At 69.1% G+C, this 17,270-nt stretch carries 15 protein-coding genes; 8 read left to right on the top strand and 7 right to left on the bottom strand.

Annotated elements, in window-relative coordinates; all coding sequences use genetic code 11:
• Positions 1 to 20: 20 nt before the first annotated feature.
• Together ACZ53K_RS24445 and ACZ53K_RS24440 are read right to left on the bottom strand one after the other, a co-directional pair.
• Positions 21 to 590, bottom strand: a complete 570-nt coding sequence (locus ACZ53K_RS24445; protein ID WP_468840355.1) for a low molecular weight protein-tyrosine-phosphatase — start codon at positions 588 to 590, stop codon at positions 21 to 23.
• A 3-nt stretch (positions 591 to 593) separates the two neighbouring features.
• Positions 594 to 974 carry a phage holin family protein gene (locus tag ACZ53K_RS24440; protein WP_468840352.1) on the bottom strand — a complete coding sequence of 127 codons (381 nt, stop codon included), beginning with the start codon at positions 972 to 974 and terminating at the stop codon, positions 594 to 596.
• 48 nt (positions 975 to 1,022) lie between these two features.
• On the opposite strand from ACZ53K_RS24440, the gene ACZ53K_RS24435 reads away from it, so the two are divergent.
• The 4 genes from ACZ53K_RS24435 (at position 1,023) to ACZ53K_RS24420 (ending at position 3,756) form a co-directional block, all read left to right on the top strand.
• On the top strand, positions 1,023 to 1,340 hold the full coding sequence (locus ACZ53K_RS24435; RefSeq protein WP_468840349.1) for a cupin domain-containing protein: 318 nt from the start codon (positions 1,023 to 1,025) through the stop codon (positions 1,338 to 1,340).
• Positions 1,341 to 1,694: 354 nt separating this feature from the next.
• Positions 1,695 to 1,919: a DUF5326 family protein gene (locus ACZ53K_RS24430; RefSeq protein ID WP_030022921.1), complete on the top strand. Its 225-nt coding sequence runs from the start codon at positions 1,695 to 1,697 to the stop codon at positions 1,917 to 1,919.
• A 536-nt stretch (positions 1,920 to 2,455) separates the two neighbouring features.
• Entirely contained in the window at positions 2,456 to 3,226 is a 771-nt protein-coding gene (locus ACZ53K_RS24425) for an IclR family transcriptional regulator (protein ID WP_468840432.1), read from the top strand.
• A gap of 104 nt (positions 3,227 to 3,330) precedes the next feature.
• Positions 3,331 to 3,756 carry an SsgA family sporulation/cell division regulator gene (locus ACZ53K_RS24420; RefSeq protein WP_468840346.1) on the top strand — a complete coding sequence of 142 codons (426 nt, stop codon included), beginning with the start codon at positions 3,331 to 3,333 and terminating at the stop codon, positions 3,754 to 3,756.
• A gap of 85 nt (positions 3,757 to 3,841) precedes the next feature.
• On the opposite strand, the gene ACZ53K_RS24415 is transcribed toward ACZ53K_RS24420, so the two are convergent.
• Positions 3,842 to 5,461 (bottom strand): YibE/F family protein, encoded by a 1,620-nt coding sequence (locus ACZ53K_RS24415; RefSeq protein WP_468840343.1) that lies wholly within the window; start codon positions 5,459 to 5,461, stop codon positions 3,842 to 3,844.
• Between the two features lie 223 nt (positions 5,462 to 5,684).
• On the opposite strand from ACZ53K_RS24415, the gene thiC reads away from it, so the two are divergent.
• On the top strand, positions 5,685 to 7,469 hold the full coding sequence (gene thiC / locus ACZ53K_RS24410; RefSeq protein ID WP_468840340.1) for a phosphomethylpyrimidine synthase ThiC: 1,785 nt from the start codon (positions 5,685 to 5,687) through the stop codon (positions 7,467 to 7,469).
• A 251-nt stretch (positions 7,470 to 7,720) separates the two neighbouring features.
• Here thiC and ACZ53K_RS24405 read toward each other — a convergent pair whose 3' ends face one another.
• From ACZ53K_RS24405 to ACZ53K_RS24390, 4 genes are all read right to left on the bottom strand, one after another.
• Positions 7,721 to 8,620, bottom strand: coding sequence for a BRO-N domain-containing protein (locus ACZ53K_RS24405; RefSeq protein WP_468840337.1), 900 nt, complete (start codon positions 8,618 to 8,620; stop codon positions 7,721 to 7,723).
• Between the two features lie 145 nt (positions 8,621 to 8,765).
• Entirely contained in the window at positions 8,766 to 9,674 is a 909-nt protein-coding gene (locus ACZ53K_RS24400; RefSeq protein WP_468840334.1) for a hypothetical protein, read from the bottom strand.
• A 204-nt stretch (positions 9,675 to 9,878) separates the two neighbouring features.
• Entirely contained in the window at positions 9,879 to 11,072 is a 1,194-nt protein-coding gene (locus ACZ53K_RS24395) for a metallophosphoesterase (RefSeq protein ID WP_468840430.1), read from the bottom strand.
• A 537-nt stretch (positions 11,073 to 11,609) separates the two neighbouring features.
• Positions 11,610 to 12,713, bottom strand: a complete 1,104-nt coding sequence (locus ACZ53K_RS24390; protein WP_468840331.1) for a LacI family DNA-binding transcriptional regulator — start codon at positions 12,711 to 12,713, stop codon at positions 11,610 to 11,612.
• A 584-nt stretch (positions 12,714 to 13,297) separates the two neighbouring features.
• On the opposite strand from ACZ53K_RS24390, the gene hisC reads away from it, so the two are divergent.
• The 3 genes from hisC to cydB all read left to right on the top strand — a co-directional run bounded on the left by hisC (position 13,298) and on the right by cydB (position 17,155).
• Complete coding sequence (hisC, locus tag ACZ53K_RS24385) at positions 13,298 to 14,377, top strand: histidinol-phosphate transaminase (RefSeq protein WP_468840328.1); 1,080 nt, start codon at positions 13,298 to 13,300, stop codon at positions 14,375 to 14,377.
• Positions 14,378 to 14,635: 258 nt separating this feature from the next.
• Positions 14,636 to 16,144, top strand: a complete 1,509-nt coding sequence (locus tag ACZ53K_RS24380; RefSeq protein WP_468840325.1) for a cytochrome ubiquinol oxidase subunit I — start codon at positions 14,636 to 14,638, stop codon at positions 16,142 to 16,144.
• A gap of 9 nt (positions 16,145 to 16,153) precedes the next feature.
• On the top strand, positions 16,154 to 17,155 hold the full coding sequence (cydB, locus tag ACZ53K_RS24375) for a cytochrome d ubiquinol oxidase subunit II (protein ID WP_468840323.1): 1,002 nt from the start codon (positions 16,154 to 16,156) through the stop codon (positions 17,153 to 17,155).
• Positions 17,156 to 17,270: the final 115 nt, after the last annotated feature.

Genomic DNA, 17,270 nt, shown 5'->3' with positions numbered 1-17,270 from the left:
AGTCGATCAAGCCCCCAGCCTCAGACGGCTGCCTGCCCTCCGGCAAGAGCCCTCTCCTCTTCGAGGGTGGCCCGTACCGCCGCCAGCAGCCCGTCGCTCGCGGCCTCGACCATCTCCAGGCACTCCTCAAACCCTGCCATACCGCCGTAATACGGGTCGGGCACGTCCAGATCGTGGGAGCGGACCGCCGTAGCGTCGTACGAGCGCAGCAGCCGCACCTTGTCGGCGTCCCGCGCGGTGGGCGCCTGCCGCCGCAGCGCGCGCAGGTGGCCTTCGTCCAGCGCGATCACCAGGTCGAGCGAGTCGAACCATCCGGCCTGGAACTGCCGAGCGGTGTGGTCCTCCTCGTAACCGGCGGCACGGAGGACGGCGACGGTCCGCGGGTCGGCCCCGTCGCCCTCGTGCCAGCCGCCCGTACCGGCGCTGTCCACCAGGACCAGCCCGTCGAGGCCGGCCTCCTCGACCCGGGCGCGGAAAACGGCCTCGGCCATCGGCGAGCGGCAGATGTTGCCGGTGCAGACGAAGCAGACGCGGTACGCGTACGGGGCAGCGGCCCGCGTGCGCGCCGTACGCGGTATCGGAACGTGCACGGATCAGTCCTTGTCGTCGGGCAGCACCATGTGCATCGCCCAGGAGACGATCGAAATGATCACGCCGCCCAGCACGGCGGTCCAGAAGCCCTGCACATGGAAGGCGAGGTCGAACTTCTCCGCCAGCCATGAGGTGAGGAGCAGCATCAGCGCGTTGATCACGAGCGTGATGAGGCCGAGGGTGAAAATGAAGAGGGGCAAGGACAGCAGCTTGACCACGGGCTTGACGATGAAGTTCACCACGCCGAAGATCAGCGCGACCAGCACCAGCGTCAGCGCCTTGCGGCCGGTGTTCTCACCGGTCAGCGTGATGTCCTTCAGCAGCCAGATGGCCACGGCAAGCGCCGCGGCATTGGCGATCGTCTTGACCACGAAATTCTTCATGGTGAGATCGTCGCAGACGATCCGGACTCTCCGAGGGGCACCAACGGCATGAAGGCTTTCAGGCTCGATGAACTGGAGGCGGAGCGGGCCGCCAACGACGGCGCGTATCTGCAGTTCCTGCGGGAACGGAACATGTCGGCCGGGCTCTACGCCCTCGACGCCGGGAGCACCGACCCGCAGCTGCCGCACCAGCAGGACGAGGTGTACCTGGTGGTCAGCGGCCGGGCGGCGATCACCGTGGGGATGGAGACGACCTCGGTGGCGCGCGGCAGCGTGGTGTACGTGCCCGCCGGAGTGCCGCACAAGTTCCACCACATCAGCGAGGACCTGCGGGTCATGGTGATCTTCTCTCCGCCTGAGAGCTGAGGGGCCGGGCGCCCTACCCGTAGGGGTCGGTTCAGGGGAGGGCCCGGGCCGTGCGGCCTCCGTTCCGTCCCGCGCCGCTCTAGCATCGATGGTGTAGAGGGGGACAGGGTGCCGGGCCCCCGTACCGGGCCCGGAAGCCGCGAAGCTCGACAGACATGCGCGACACGTACGCCACGTACGGCCGTGAACGCCACGTACGGCCAATACGCCACGTACACCGTGCAGGGCCGGTACGACCAGCAGGACCAGCAGCAGAACCAGCACGACAGCACGACCCGTGTGATCAAGGCGCAAAGGCGCAACCCAGACAGACGACCGTATATGCCAGAAACACGCAGAAAGCAGGGCAGAGCAATGGCCGGCAAGGGGACGTTCGCAGGACTTCCGTGGTGGGTGACGTGGGTCGCTGTGCCCGTCGTCCTCCTGGTGGTGTTCGGCAGCCTGATCGCCAGCGCGGTCGGCTTCCTGATCGGCCTGCTCTTCAAGGTGCTGATAGCGGTGGCGCTGATCGCCGGTGTCGTCTACCTGGCGCGCAGGCTCAAGGGCTCCTCGTCCTCCTCGTCGCGTAGCGACTGGTAGATCGAGTAGCCGGTGGTCGAGTAGCCGGGTGATCGAATAGGCGAGCGGTACGCCGGGAACCGGGCGTGATCCTGTTGGTCGCGGCTGCCGCCCCAGTCGCTGCTGTTGCCGCTGCTGCCGCCCCGGCCCCCTCCGCCCTTCCCCTGTTCCGCGCGCACCGCCTGCCCCCTCCAGTTTCACCAAGCAACGCCTCGCCTCGTCCCGCCCCCTCCGTCATGGAGCGGAGCGGGACGAGGTGAGGCATTTTCACCGGCGAAGTGCTGCGCGACATCGACATGTAGGCCGGCCCGCCGACTGTCGGCCGGGCCACCTCCTCCGCCCACCCCCTTGCCGAACTCCCTGCCGCCCGGGGCGGCCAAGCTAGAGTGCGGTTCGCAGGCGTCTTCCGGATGGTGACGTTCCGGAAAATACCGAGTGAGGCGCATCGGGCCGGGCGTCAACGATGGGGCCCCTGGGAGACGCGGGCGGAGCGGGAGCGGCTCCCGCCCGGGGCCGTACCGCCCCGGTAACCCGGACCAGGGGGGTTGGCGTTGGCAATGGTGAACGGTGAATCCGTTTCGCACCCTACTTTGATCGGCTCGGTGCAGCGGGCGCTGCGCCTGCTGGAGGCGGTCGGTGCGCACTCCGCCGGCGCGCCCGCCAAACAACTGGCCAGGGAAGCGGGATTGCCGCTTCCCACGACGTACCACCTGCTGCGGACCCTGACGCACGAGGGCTACCTGCGGCGCGAGAACGGTGTGTTCGTCTACGGCGAGGCCGCCGACTCCATCGGGAGGGCGGGCGCCGAGCGCCGCCGCCGTACCGAGATGGGCGACGCGCTGGCCGCCGTGGGCAAACGGATCGGCGCCGCGGTGTACTTCGCCGTCTACCGTGAGGGTGAGGCGGAGGTGGTGGCCACCACCGGTGATCCGCAACAGCCGCCGGTGGAGGAGTGGGTGGACTTCCGGGCCACCGCGCACGCGCACGCCATCGGGCAGTGCCTGCTCGCGCAACTCGACGAACAGTCCAGGAAGGACCACCTGGCCCGGTACCCGGTGCAGCCGCTGACGCCCTACTCGGTGCGGTGCGAGGACGACCTGCTGCACCGCCTGGACGCCGTGCGCCGCGCCCAAGTCGCGTATGAGCAGCAGGAATATGCCCTGGGCACAGTATGCTCGGCGATTCCGATCCAGGTGGGTTCCGCGGCCGCGACCGTGGCGATTTCTCTTCCCGCGAGCGACGCTCAGCGCCTACACTGCGTTACCGATCGACTACGCAGGATGTCGGAGGCGGCATTAACGACACTCGCATTCTCTATCAGTATCTGAAAAATCACTCCTTGTGATCCGCTTGCACGTGACAGACGATGGCGTCAATGGGGCCAAGAGGGACGATTCCTGGCCATCTCCGACCAAGTACGGGGCAGGTGTTGATGACCGACACAGTTCAGGCAGAAGTGATCATGAGCTTCCTCGTGTCCGAGGAGCTCGCCTTCCGTATTCCGGTGGAGCTGTACTTCGACTGCGCGGACCCCTATGCGGTCAGCTTCACCTTCGACCTACCCGGCGACGTGCCCGTGACCTGGGCCTTCAGCCGGGAGTTGCTGCTGGACGGGCTGAGCAAGCCGTCCGGTGAGGGCGATGTACGCATCGAGCCGTCCTCCTCCGAGCACCTCAGCGATGTCTTCATCGGCCTCCAGGTCGCCGACGAACGGGCCCTGTTCCGAGCCGGCGCCCCACCACTGGTGGCCTTTCTCGACCGTACGGACCGACTCGTACCGATCGGGGAGGAAGAGGTGTGCGACACGCTCGACTCGACACTGGACCGCATTCTTTCGGAGGCGCAGAAGGCGGGATGACGGGCGGGACGATGGGTGGGGTGACGGGCGGGGCGATGGGCGGACGCCGCCGGACCGGTCGGCCCGGACCAGGCGCCCGGCCGGTTCAGCGTTTGCGTCGCCGCCCGCCTCCGCCGGCGCCCCGCCCCGCACGCCGCCCTGCGCCCCGCCCCGTAGTCCGGGCGTCACCCCGGCTCACCACACGGCCCGAGCCCGGACCGGTGCCGAGGTCCGCGTCCTGGGCCATTCCCGGGCCGGTGCCCAGACCCGTGCCCCGGCCGCCCGTGCCCCGGTCCGCCGAGACGACCAGTGCGGCCAGCAGTGTGGTCAGCGGCACGGACGCGACCAGGCCGATGCTGCCCACCAGCGTCCGTACGATCTCCTCGGCGACCACCTCGCTGGTGGCGACCGTACCGACGCTGCTCTGTGCGATCGAGAACAGCAACAGCAAGGGCAGCGCGGCACCCGCGTAGGCGAGTACGAGCGTGTTGACGACAGAGGCGATGTGATCGCGGCCGATCCGCATCGCCGAGCTGTAGAGCTTGCGCCAGCCTGCCGACGGATCGGCTTCCTTCAGCTCCCAGACCGCGGCGGTCTGGGTGACCGTCACATCGTCGAGCACGCCCAGCGAGCCGATGATGATGCCCGCCAGCAGCAGCCCGCGGATCTCGATGTCGGGATACAGGCCGTGTACCAGTCCGGTCTGGTCGTCGGTGTTGCCGGTCAGCAGCGCCCACCCGATGAAGATCGAGCCGAGCAGGCCGATGAGCAGCAGTGAGACGAGTGTGCCCAGGACGGCGACGGACGTACGGGCCGTCAGCCCGTGGCACATGTAGAGGGCGACCAGCATGATCGCACTGCCCCCGACGATGGCGACCACCAGGGGATTCGACCCTTGGAGGATGGCGGGGAGGATGAACAGCGTCAGGACCATGAAGCTCACGACCAGCGCGACCAGCGCGAGGACCCCGCGCAGCCGCCCGACCACGACGACCGCCGCGGCGAAGATGGCGGCTAGCACCCACATCGGGAAGGTCCGGTCCACGTCGGCGACCGAATACTGCAGGTCCTTGGGCGCTTTGGGTGCATACGCGACCACGACGCCCTGACCGGCCTCGTAGTGCCGGGTGGCGTCGGGCGTGACGATCGACTCGAACCGCCGTCCGGTGTCCTTGCCGGTGGTCACCTCGATGACCGCCCGTTCGCAGTGCTTGGCCTGCCGGGGATTCGCGGGGGAGGACGGTTGCTGTTGCGAAGGTTGCTGCGGCTGCTGCGCGTTGACGTCGGCGCAGTTCACCTCCTCCACCTTCACCACCTTCGCCTTCTCGGTCGGCTGGTCGAAGCCGACACCGGACGGTTTGTGGCCGGGCGCGCCGCCCGGCCACAGCACGACCAGTCCGGCCAGGACGGCGGCGGCGAAGGGGATCAGCACCGCGGCGATGACCTTGCGGAGATGGCGCGAGACGGGGGCGGCGGGGCCGTGTCCATGGCTGTGTCCGTGTCCGTGCCCGCTGTGCCCCTGCCCGAGGCTGTGGTCGCCCCCGTGCCCATGGCTGGGGCCGGGGCCGCCGTGCCCGTGGCTGGGAACGGGGCCGCCGTGCCCATGGCCAGGGTCATGACCGGGCTCCTGCCCGGCCCCTGAACCGGGCTCGGCCCCGTACCCGTACCCATGCGGCGGGGCGGGATCGTGGTGGTGCGCGGAGTGCGAAGGCTCGTTGCTGGTCACCGCCCGATCATCGCAAGAACTCGCAGGGCCCCCTGTTCACCGCGCCACACCGGCCGCTACCGTGGTGTCACCTTTGCAATCGCGGGAGCTCGGAGCACCGGGCTGAGAGGGCGCTGACCCCCGTACGGAACGTCCGGCCGAAGCCGGGAACGCCGCCACGGACATCGCTGCGTCGACCGCCGAACCTGTTACCGGGTAATGCCGGCGTAGGGAGTGGGTCTTCATGACTCTGCAGGATGCACGCACGCCCGAAAACGGCCAGGGCTCCGCCAAGGAGATCGGCTGGCACAAGGGCTACCTCACCGGATCGCGCCCCGACCTGCGGGTCCCGGTCCGTCGTGTGCACCTCACCAACGGCCAGGACGTGACGCTCTACGACACGTCAGGGCCGTACACCGACCCCAACATCGAAACGGACGTCCGCCGCGGCCTGGCACCGCTGCGGGAGAACTGGATCATCAGCCGCGGGGACACCGAGGAGTACGCGGGACGGCCGCCACGTCCCGAGGACGACGGCCTCAAGCACACCTCGCCGCGCGGCGGCCTGAAGAACCTCGACGCGGTCTTCCCCGGCCGCCCCCGCCAGCCGCGCCGGGGCCGGGGCGGCGCCGCGGTCACCCAGCTCGCGTACGCGCGGCGGGGCGAGGTCACGGCCGAGATGGAGTACGTCGCGATCCGCGAGAACTGCTCTCCCGAATTCGTACGGGACGAGATCGCGGCCGGCCGGGCCGTGCTGCCCGCCAACGTCAACCACCCGGAGATCGAGCCGATGATCATCGGCAAGAACTTCCTGGTCAAGGTCAACGCGAACATCGGCAACTCCGCCGTCACCTCCTCCATCGAGGAGGAGGTGGAGAAGATGACCTGGGCGACCCGCTGGGGCGCCGACACGGTCATGGACCTGTCCACCGGCCGTAACATCCACACCACCCGCGAGTGGGTACTGCGCAACTCCCCCGTGCCCATCGGCACCGTCCCCCTCTACCAGGCACTGGAGAAGGTGGACGGCAAGGCCGAGGAACTGACCTGGGAGATCTACAAGGACACGGTCATCGAGCAGGCCGAACAGGGCGTGGACTACATGACCGTCCACGCGGGCGTGCTGCTGCGCTACGTCCCCCTGACGGCCCGCCGCAAGACCGGCATCGTCTCGCGCGGCGGATCGATCATGGCGGCGTGGTGCCTGGCGCACCACAAGGAGTCGTTCCTCTACACCCACTTCGAGGAACTCTGCGAGATCCTCGCCTCCTACGACGTCACGTACTCCCTCGGCGACGGCCTGCGCCCCGGCTCCATCGCGGACGCCAACGACGAGGCGCAGTTCGCGGAGCTGCGGACGCTCGGCGAACTGAACTCGATCGCCAAGCGGCACGGCGTACAGACCATGATCGAGGGCCCGGGACACGTCCCGATGCACAAGATCAAGGAGAACATCGACCTCCAGCAGGAGATCTGCGAAGAGGCCCCGTTCTACACGCTCGGCCCGCTGACCACGGACATCGCTCCCGCGTACGACCACATCACCTCCGGGATCGGCGCGGCGATGATCGCGTGGTGGGGTACGGCGATGCTCTGCTACGTCACGCCCAAGGAGCACCTGGGCCTGCCGGACCGGGACGATGTGAAGACCGGCGTCATCACGTACAAGATCGCGGCCCATGCGGCGGACCTGGCCAAGGGCCACCCGGGCGCCCAGGAGTGGGACGACGCGCTGTCCGACGCGCGCTTCGAGTTCCGGTGGGAGGACCAGTTCAACCTGGCCCTCGACCCGGACACGGCCCGCGCCTTCCACGACGAGACGCTGCCGGCGGAGCCGGCGAAGACGGCGCACTTCTGTTCCATGTGCGGCCCGAAGTTCTGCTCCATGAAGATCTCCCAGGACATCCGCCGCGAGCACGGCGGTGATCTGGCGGTCGCGGCGGACGCGGAGGCGGCGGCGGGCATGGCCGAGAAGTCGAAGGAGTTCGCTGCGGCGGGGAACCGGGTGTATCTGCCGATTGCGGAGTGAGAGTTCTGGGAACGTAACCTCCAGTTACGGTCTCAGGAAGCTTCCAGTGCGCTATCCACAGGGGTTGACCTGCGAACTTGTGCGAAGCGTCGGTGGCACAGACGCTTCGCACCAGATCGGCGGAGTGGCTCGAACGGTTATGCACAGGCTGGTGTGAGCCCCGGAGCACGGCTATCGTGCGACGACGAGCGGGCCCGAAGCCGCAAGTTCCGATTGCGGCTTCGGGCCCGCTCTGTACGTGACGTACCGGGTCAGCGAGGCAACGTGTACCTCGGCGCCCCGTCGGCACCCACCCCGACCTGCCGGATGCAGCCACGCTTCAGCAACATCCGCAGCGAATCGTGCACGCGATGCTCGGTGAGCCCGGTGCGTTGTGCGATCTCCCGCAACGGGTAACTCACGACGGCCGAGTTGACGAGCGCGGGCGCCAAGTGGGCCGCTACGGCCCAGATGACTCCGGTGACGACCAACTGCCGGCTTTTCCAGTCCGCGAGCAGGGCACCGGGGGTCAAGGTGGCGCGCTGTTCCCGTGCTTGCCCCTCGGCGCCCAGCGTGTCAGCGATCCGGCCCAGAGAGTCGGCGATCCGGCCGAACACCCGCATCTCCTCGCGCCGCAGAACGGCGTACTCCTCGTCGAGCCGGAGATTGAGCTGTTCCAGGCGGACGATGACGTCGGCGACCTGGTCGGGCATGGCGTAGGCCGTGGGAGCTCCCGGGGCACGGGCCTGGGCTTCGGCTTCGTTCAGCGAATACGAGCCGCTCCGCTGTACGGCTACGATCACATCCGTGATCCAGTTCTTGAACGGCTCGCACTCGGCTTTCACGCACCCGTTCACCAGCCGGATCAGCCCGTTGAGACTAACCAGGGCCATGGACTTCCTGAGCCCTTGACCAGCGGGCATGCTCCAACCCTCACGGGAAATTAGGGTTCCGGCGATACATCGCATGTGTTCCGGAACATGCCTGCGCAGCGCTTCGCTGGTGTTGGTGTGCTTCAACTGCCGGCACAGGTCCACCGCTGGAAACCCATGCGTACCGTCCGGCAGGGTCAGCCTTCGTGCCCGCGCCCCTGTCGCCGCGTACACGAAATCGTTGACGTCGATCGCGTCCCGTTGACCCGCATGTGGGGGCCGTGTGTCATGAGTGCTCATGATGAGCATCACCTCCACCGCCGAACGTAAGACCCCCGCCACCCCAACCTCCGCCCGATAAACCGGGTTTCACTCCATCGGGGCGGATCTGCCGCACACACCGCGGGGGCCCGTCACCGGGCCCCCGCGGCATCGTTCGTAGGCGCTATTCAGGGTGGTGATCCGGACCTCCGTAGTCGGGGCTGGTGAAGTCCGGGCTGGTGAAGCGGGGTCGGGGAGCGGCGGGCGGGCCGCCGTCCGGACTGGTGAAGTCGGGCCGTGAGTAGCCCAGGGACGGGATACGGCTGCCGCCGTCGACGCCGCGGCGCGGTGCGTACCGGGCCGTGCCGTGGCCGTTGACGCCCGCCGGATCGGCCAGGGCCTCGCGCAGGAACGGCAGTATGCCGCGTTCCAGGAGCGCCTGCCGCCAGGCGTCCCGGGCGAGGTCCACCTCCCGGTCCTGGCCGCCCCGGCCGTCACCGGTGCGCGGGGCGCGCAGCGAGGTGGAGCCGTTGCGCCAGGCCGCGTGGACCAGGCTCGCCATGGCGACGAGTGCCCCCGCGGCGGTGAGTGCCGCGAAGACCCAGCCCACGCTGATCATGGGCTGGGCGGCGGCCGGGTCGGTGCCGACCGTCCGCAGGACGTACCCGATGACCAGGAACAGGAGGGCGGCGATGCCCGCCAGTACCGGTGCCAGTACCGCGAGCATCGCGGCCAGCCCGGCACCGGCCGGTTCCGCGACCTCGCCCACGGTCGTGGCGAGGTCGATCCCCGGCCCGCCCGCGGAAGCGCCTTTCTCCTCACGGCCTTCCACGCTGCCGGCGTCCGGTGCGGGTGCCGGAGCGCGCAGCTCCTCGCGGAGCCGTACATAGTGTCGGTATTCGGCCGTCGCGCATGCGGCGATGGCCGATGTGGCGCTGAGCGCCATGGTGCGCAACTGCTCGGTGTTGAGGTGCTTACCCGCCGCGGAGGTGATTTCCGGTCGGTATTCCGCGGTGCGCAGCGCCTCGTCGAGGAGCCGCGCGAATTCCGCGCGATCCTCGCTCAGCAGGTGCGGAGCGCTGTTCATGTGCATCCCCCGATGCTCCGTAGGGCCGTACAGGCCGGCGTGGGCCGGGCAGTGGGCGGAAACGGAGGAGAGCCTGCTACGGATAGACCGATGGTAGAGCGCCTCCGGCACGGGGTGACAGGGTGTTTGCGGAAATAGGCACCGCTCCTGCGTGGCTCGGACCCCGCTGCGCCACTTCCCTACCTGCCGCTACCCCTGCCCGTATAACGCTCAGGCAGTCAGGGGAAGTTGCACGACCAGTAGCTTTCCGGCCATGGTGATCCCGCCGTCCATGGCGATGGCCAGCCCGTCGGCGTAGACGTGCGGTCCGTCGACGGCGACACCCTCGCCTTCGTCGTCCTCGCCGCCGACCTCGCCGAGGAGGTACGGGATCGGGCTGTGGCCGTGGACGACGTGCTCGCCGCCGTAGGCGTCGAGGAGTTCGCGTACGGCCAGGGGGCCCGCGTCCTCGTCGCGGAAGGCGAACCGCTTGGTGAACTTGCGGAACAGGTCCCAGACCTCGTCGGCGTCGCTGCGCGTCAGGACGTCGTGGACGGTGTCGTTGACGTCCTCGATGGAGTCGCCGTACTCCAGGTAGGCCGTCGTGTCGGAGTGCACGAGCAGATGCCCGTCCTCCTCCGAGATGGCGTCCAGCCGGGCCATCCACTGCAGGTGGTGGTCCTGGAGGCGGTCCATGTCGGTCTTCTGGCCGCCGTTGAGGAGCCAGGCTGCCTGGAAGGACGCGGTGCCGGCGCCGGACTGGACGGGGGTGTCACCGAACCGCTTGGCGCCCAGCAGCAGCAGTTCATGGTTGCCCATCAGGGCCTTGCAGTAGCCGCCGGCCGCCGCGGCCTCGGCGGACAGCTGCATGACGAGGTCGATGACGCCGATGCCGTCCGGGCCGCGGTCGGTGAAGTCGCCGAGGAACCACAGGCGGGCGTTCCCGGCGGCCCACTGGCCGTCGGCGTCGATGAGGCCCTCGGCGGCGAGCGCGTCGCGCAGCTCGTCGTAATAGCCGTGCACGTCGCCGACGACGTACAGCGGGCCGCCGCCCTCCTGCTGCTCGGAGGCCGGTACGGCCCCCTCGGGCACCGCGGTCAGGTCGACCGCCGGGCGGTCGATGAGGGTGTCCGTACGGGTGACGGGCGGCGGGTCCGTACGGCCCTCGGCGCCACCGGGGCCGTCGGCCCGGGCGTCGGCCCCGATGACCGGCAGGGAACGCTCGGTGGGGGTGTACTCGGGCGGCATGCCGTGCGGAACGGCGGGCACGCCCACGGACGCCGGAGGCGCCGTCGGCTGCGGTGGCACCGCGGGCACCGGGGGCACCGGCGGAGCAGGCGGTTGTCCCGGAGCCGGAGGTTGTGCCGGCATGGTCCGCACCATGGGTCCCACACTGGCCCCCTGAGTCATCGACCCCTCCACCATCGCGCCGCCGTGCACCTCGCGGACCTTGCCTGGTCGACGGCGGTCCGTGGTGTCGTGCGCCCATCATAGGAATGCCGCTCGCGGGTTGTGACGCACCCGGGGGTGGTCAATCGCTCGGCGCCCGGTATTCGCTGCCGTTTTCTCCGGGATACACCCGATTTTATCCCGGGCGACGGGGTGCCCGGCGGGCGGCACGGCGACAGTGCGACGGCGGTACGACGTGACGAAGTGGCGGGGTGGCCTGGGAGAGCGGTTGGGCGTGGCGGGGGTGCGTCTTGTGCCGGGCGGTGGGGGGTGGGCTGGTGTGGGTGTGGCGAGGCGCCGTGGTGTGCGGTCGGCGCTGTTCTCGTACGTCGGTGGGGCTGGGCGGGGCAGATGGCGGTATCCCGGAGCGTCTCCCCGGCCCCCGGACAAGCCTCCGGCCGTGCGGACGCGAAGATCGCGCCCGCACGGCCGCTCGAACGTGTGACGGTCGGACCCGGAGGGACCCGAGAGCCCCGTGGCCGCCCTGAGAACCCCGCGTGAACCGGTGGCCTCTCAGGCGGCCCCGGACGGCCCCCGCGGTGGACTGACGGTCGTCCGTGTGGACCTGCGCTGGGAGGAGGTCCGCACGATCAGGTCCGTCGGTATCACCTGCTCGACCGGCCGTCCGCTGTCCAGCCCTTCGATGGCGTCGATGAGGAGCTGGACGACGGCGGTGCCGATCCGGCGGGGTTTGAGGGAGAGGGTGGTGATCGGCGGCTCGGTCGTGGCGTAGACCGTGGACTCGCTGCAGCAGACCAGCAGCAGGTCCTCGGGGACGCGCAGCCCGTAGCGTCTGGCCGCCGCGAGCAGGTCGGTGCCGTTCGGGTCGAACAGGCCGTACACCGCGTCCGGGCGGTCCGGACGGGCCAGCAGCCGATCGGCGGCCACCGCGCCCGCACACGGGTCGTGTGCGGGGTAGGACTCGTACACCGGGTCCTGTCCGACGCGCTCGCACCAGCGCAGGTACGCGGTGGTGGAGAGCCGGGTGTAGGTGTCGGTGGTGGTGCCGGTGAGCAGGCCGATGCGGCGGGCGCCGGCATCGGCGAGGTGGTCGAGGAGGCCGAGGACGGCCGCCTCGTGGTCGTTGTCGACCCAGCCCATCACGGGGAGGGTGCCGCCGGGCCGGCCGTCGGAGACGACGGGGATGCCGTGCCGTACGAGCTCGGTGACGACGGGGTCGCCGTCGGCCGGATCGATGACGACGGTGCCGTCGAGGGCGACGTTCGACCAGACGTCGTGGCGGGAGGTCGCGGGCAGGATGACGAGGGCGTACCCGCGGGCGAGCGCCGCCGAGGTGGCGGCTCTGGCCATCTCCGCGAAGTACGCGAATTCGGTGAAGGTGAAAGGTTCATCCCCGTACGTGGTGACGGTCAGGCCGATGAGCCCTGACTTGCCGGTACGGAGCGTGCGGGCGGCGGCGGAAGGGCGATAGCCCAACCGGTCGGCCACCTCGCGGACGTGGCGACGGGTGGCATCCGGAAGCCGGCCCTTGCCGTTGAGCGCGTCGGAGACAGTCGTGATGGATACCCCGGCTGCGGCGGCCACGTCCCGGATGCCTGCCCGCCCCAGCCGGCGACCGGTAGACCGGCTCACCTGGTGCTTCCCTGCTGCTGTCATGGCGAGCCGATAGTAGGGCTCGGGCGGTCCTTCCGCGGGGCGCTGCGTGCGGGAGTGGAAAGGCACGTTTCTGCATGGTGTTGTGGCCCTGCAACCCCATGAATCAGAGGCAATTGACGGCCTTGACCGGTGACTGGCTGAGCAACGTTGGGAGTCGCCTGCCGATTGGTCCAGGTCTCGAAGAGGTCTCAAGTCACCTTCACGAGGGATGCGCGCCACGGCGCGAGCCACCGGCGCGTGACGGAGGGCAGAGCGCTCCCCAAGGGCTTCACACGGCCGACGAAGGGCGGCGGGAAGATCGTCGGGCGGGACCGCCGGGCGGCGTCTTTTCTGGATCAGCCGGGCCCAGGCCGCCCCGGGAGACACGCCCCGGCTCACGGCCTTCCTCGGCCCCGGGTCCCCCTCGCGCCCGGCCCGTACCCACCCCCGTGGACACCACCGCACCCACCTGACCGGTGCCTCGCACCCACCTGACCGGCGCCTCGCGAGGGCATCCGTACCGGCCGGGGCCTACGCCTGACGGAGCAATCCTCATAAGGTGTGCAGTATTGGAGACGGACGGCACGGTCGAGGAGGAACCTGCGGTGAGCGAGAAGAGCCCGAAGCTGCGCGCTGCGCTGGATGGCATCCCCACCTACAAGCCGGGCAAGCCGGCCGCCACCGGCGGGCCCGTCGCGTACAAGCTGTCCTCCAACGAGAACCCGTACCCGCCGCTGCCGGGCGTCCTGGAGAGCGCGGTGGCCGCAGCCGGCGCCTTCAACCGTTACCCGGACATGGCCTGTACGGGGCTGATGGCCGAGCTGTCGGAGCACTTCTCGGTACCGGTCGAGCACCTGGCCACGGGAACCGGGTCGGTGGGCGTGGCCCAGCAGCTGGTGCAGTCGACGGCCGGGCCCGGCGACGAAGTGATCTACGCGTGGCGTTCCTTCGAGGCGTACCCGATCGTCACCCAGGTCGCCGGCGCCACGTCCGTGCAGGTCCCGCTGACCTCCGGTGAGGTGCACGACCTGGACGCCATGTACGCGGCGATAACCGACCGGACCCGGCTGATCTTCGTCTGCAACCCCAACAACCCCACCGGCACCATCGTCCGCCGGGCGGAGCTGGAAGCGTTCCTGGACCGGGTGCCGAGTGACATCCTGATCGTCCTGGACGAGGCGTACCAGGAGTTCAACCGCGACGCGGACGTACCGAACGGCCTGGACCTGTACCGGGACCGCCCCAACGTCTGTGTCCTGCGGACCTTCTCCAAGGCGTACGGGCTGGCCGGGCTGCGGATCGGTTTCGCGGTGGCCCACGAGCCGGTGGCGGCGGCGCTGCGCAAGACGGCCGTGCCGTTCGGCGTGAGCCAGCTCGCGCAGGAGGCGGCGGTGGCGTCGCTGCGCAGCGAGGCCGCGCTGATGGAGCGGGTGGACGCGCTGGTCACGGAGCGGGCCCGGGTCTGCGAGGCGCTGACCGCGCAGGGCTGGACGGTCCCCGAGACACACGCGAACTTCGTCTGGCTGCGGCTGGGCGACCGTACGGTCGACTTCGCGGCGGCGTGCGAGAAGGCGGGCGTGGTGGTGCGCCCGTTCCCGGGCGAGGGCGTGCGGGTGACGATCGGCGAGACGGCGGCGATGGACCTGTTCCTGCAGGCGGCCGAGCAGTTCCGCAAGGAGCTGTGATCGGCGGGTAGCCGTGACCGGCTGAGAGCTGAGAGCTGAGCGGGGGCGTGTGCCATCGGGCGCACGCCCCCGCTCGCCATATGCCGGGCGTGACCGTAGTCACGCACCCCCCGTCAGGGTCAGAAACCAGCCATGGGTGATAATTGCTTGTGAATGTGAACGCGTTCACAAGCCCGCCCCTTATGTACCGCTTCCATCGGGACAAACCGGGGCGAAGCGGCCGTAGACAGCACACGGCGACGTAAGGAGAGACCCGACGTGGACCTGGCGTTGGCGCCAGAGACTCTGGCGCGATGGCAATTCGGCATCACGACCGTCTACCACTACCTCTTCGTCCCCCTCACGATCTCCCTTGCCGCGCTGGTGGCCGGGCTGGAGACCGCATGGGTGCGGACGGGTAAGCAGCAGTACCTCAAGGCCACCAAGTTCTGGGGCAAGCTCTTCCTGATCAACATCGCGATGGGTGTCGTCACCGGCATCGTCCAGGAGTTCCAGTTCGGCATGAACTGGTCGGACTACTCGCGGTTCGTCGGTGACGTCTTCGGCGCTCCGCTCGCGTTCGAAGCGCTCATCGCCTTCTTCTTCGAGTCCACGTTCATCGGCCTGTGGATCTTCGGCTGGGACAAGCTGCCCAAGAAGATCCACTGCTTCTGCATGTGGATGGTCTCGATCGGCACGATCCTGTCGGCGTACTTCATCCTCGCCGCCAACTCCTGGATGCAGCACCCGGTCGGCTACAAGTACAACGCCGTCAACGGCCGTGCCGAGCTGACCGACTTCTGGAAGGTGCTGACCCAGGACACCACGCTCGTCGTCGTCTTCCACACGCTGACCGCCGCCTTCCTGACCGGCGCCGCGTTCATGGTCGGCATCGCCGCGTACCACTTGATGCGCAAGAAGCACATCAAGGTGATGCGCACCTCGCTGCGGCTCGGCCTGGTCACCCTGGTCATCGCCGGCGCGCTCACCGCGATCAGCGGTGACCAGCTCGGCAAGGTCATGTTCCGGCAGCAGCCGATGAAGATGGCCGCCGCCGAGGCGCTGTGGGACAAGGAGGGGCCCGCGCCGTTCTCCGTCTTCGCGTACGGCGACGTGGACAAGGGCCACAACAAGGTCGCCATCGAGATACCCGGCCTGCTGTCCTTCCTCGCCCACAACGACTTCTCCACGCCGGTCCCCGGCATCAACGACGTCAACCAGGCCGAGCAGCAGAAGTACGGGCCCGGTGACTACCGGCCCAACATCCCGGTCGCCTACTGGGGCTTCCGCTGGATGATCGGCTTCGGCATGGCGTCGTTCGCCATCGGTCTGGCCGGCCTCTGGCTCACCCGCAAGAAGTTCTGGCTCTCGCCCGGGCTGCGTACGGGGGACGAGGAACCACCCAACCTGGCGCTCACCAAGAACAGGGTGCTGGGCGCGCGTCTGGGCAAGCTCTACTGGTCGCTGGCCTTCGTCACCCTCGGCTTTCCGCTCATCGCCAACTCCTGGGGCTGGATCTTCACCGAGATGGGCCGCCAGCCCTGGGCGGTGTACGGCGTCCTGAAGACCTCCTCGGCGGTCTCCCCGGGCGTCTCGCAGGGCGAGGTCATCACGTCGATGACCGTCTTCACCCTGCTGTACGCGATCCTCGCGGTCATCGAGGTCCGCCTGCTGGTCAAGTACGTCAAGGCCGGGCCGCCGGAGCTGACGGACGACGACCTCAATCCGCCCACCAAGATCGGCGGCGACCACGCGGACGCCGACCGGCCGATGGCCTTCTCGTACTAGGAGGCGACCGTGGAACTCCATGACGTCTGGTTCGTACTCATCGCCGTGCTGTGGACCGGGTACTTCTTCCTCGAAGGATTCGACTTCGGCATCGGCGTCCTGACCAAGCTGCTCGCCCGCGACCGCGGCGAGCGCCGGGTCCTGATCAACACCATCGGCCCGGTCTGGGACGGCAACGAAGTGTGGCTGCTCAGCGCGGGCGGCGCGACCTTCGCCGCCTTCCCCGAGTGGTACGCCACCCTGTTCTCCGGCTTCTACCTGCCGCTGCTGGTCATCCTGCTCTGCCTGATCGTGCGCGGTGTCGCCTTCGAGTACCGCGTCAAGCGGGCGGAGGAGCGCTGGCAGCGCAACTGGGAGCACGCGATCTTCTGGTGCTCGCTGCTCCCCGCGTTCCTGTGGGGCGTGGCCTTCGGCAACATCGTGCGCGGTGTGCAGATCGACGCGCACAAGGAGTACGTCGGCAGCGTCCTGGACCTGCTGAACCCGTACGCGCTGCTCGGCGGCCTGGTCACGCTGACCCTGTTCACCTTCCACGGCGCGGTGTTCGCCTCGCTCAAGACGCTGGGCGACATCCGGCAGCGGGCCCGCCGGACGGCCACCGTCCTGGGCCTGGTCACCGCCGTGCTGGCGCTCGGCTTCCTGGGCTGGACCCAGGCCGACAAGGGCGGCACCGCGTCCCTGATCGCGATGATCGTCGCCGTGCTGGCGCTGGTCGCCGGGCTGGTGATGAACCAGCTCGGACGTGAGGGATGGTCGTTCGCGTTCTCCGGCGTCACCATCGTCGCCGCGGTCGCGATGCTGTTCCTGACGCTGTTCCCGAACGTGATGCCGTCCTCGCTGAACGAGAGCTGGAGCCTCACGGTCTCCAACGCCTCGTCCAGCGCGTACACGTTGAAGATCATGACGTGGTGCGCGGGCATCGCCACCCCGATCGTCCTGCTCTACCAGGGCTGGACCTACTGGGTCTTCCGCAAGCGGATCGGTACGCAGCACATCGCCGACGCCCACTGACGCCCACTGACGCCCACTGGCGTCCACTGGAGGAGTCCGACGCTGGCCCGTCGGACTCCTCCGGGAAAGCTCCACTCCGGTGGGGACCCGGCCGGGGCCCCACTGATCAACTTTC

It is taken from the genome of Streptomyces sp. NPDC033221 (genome assembly GCF_055577005.1).
Note: the sequence above shows the minus strand (reverse complement) of the source record. Positions and strands in the feature narration are given on the sequence as shown.

Excerpts from the sequence above, each read along its gene's own strand:
- ACZ53K_RS24440 (WP_468840352.1), bottom strand. The coding sequence starts at position 974 with ATGAAGAATTTCGTGGTCAAGACGATCGCCAATGCCGCGGCGCTTGCC.
- ACZ53K_RS24430 (WP_030022921.1), top strand. The coding sequence starts at position 1,695 with ATGGCCGGCAAGGGGACGTTCGCAGGACTTCCGTGGTGGGTGACGTGG.
- ACZ53K_RS24405 (WP_468840337.1), bottom strand. The coding sequence starts at position 8,620 with ATGAGCACTCATGACACACGGCCCCCACATGCGGGTCAACGGGACGCG.
- thiC (WP_468840340.1), top strand. The coding sequence starts at position 5,685 with ATGACTCTGCAGGATGCACGCACGCCCGAAAACGGCCAGGGCTCCGCC.
- ACZ53K_RS24395 (WP_468840430.1), bottom strand. The coding sequence starts at position 11,072 with ATGGTGGAGGGGTCGATGACTCAGGGGGCCAGTGTGGGACCCATGGTG.
- ACZ53K_RS24400 (WP_468840334.1), bottom strand. The coding sequence starts at position 9,674 with ATGCACATGAACAGCGCTCCGCACCTGCTGAGCGAGGATCGCGCGGAA.
- ACZ53K_RS24420 (WP_468840346.1), top strand. The coding sequence starts at position 3,331 with ATGACCGACACAGTTCAGGCAGAAGTGATCATGAGCTTCCTCGTGTCC.
- ACZ53K_RS24390 (WP_468840331.1), bottom strand. The coding sequence starts at position 12,713 with ATGACAGCAGCAGGGAAGCACCAGGTGAGCCGGTCTACCGGTCGCCGG.
- ACZ53K_RS24435 (WP_468840349.1), top strand. The coding sequence starts at position 1,023 with ATGAAGGCTTTCAGGCTCGATGAACTGGAGGCGGAGCGGGCCGCCAAC.
- ACZ53K_RS24425 (WP_468840432.1), top strand. The coding sequence starts at position 2,456 with ATGGTGAACGGTGAATCCGTTTCGCACCCTACTTTGATCGGCTCGGTG.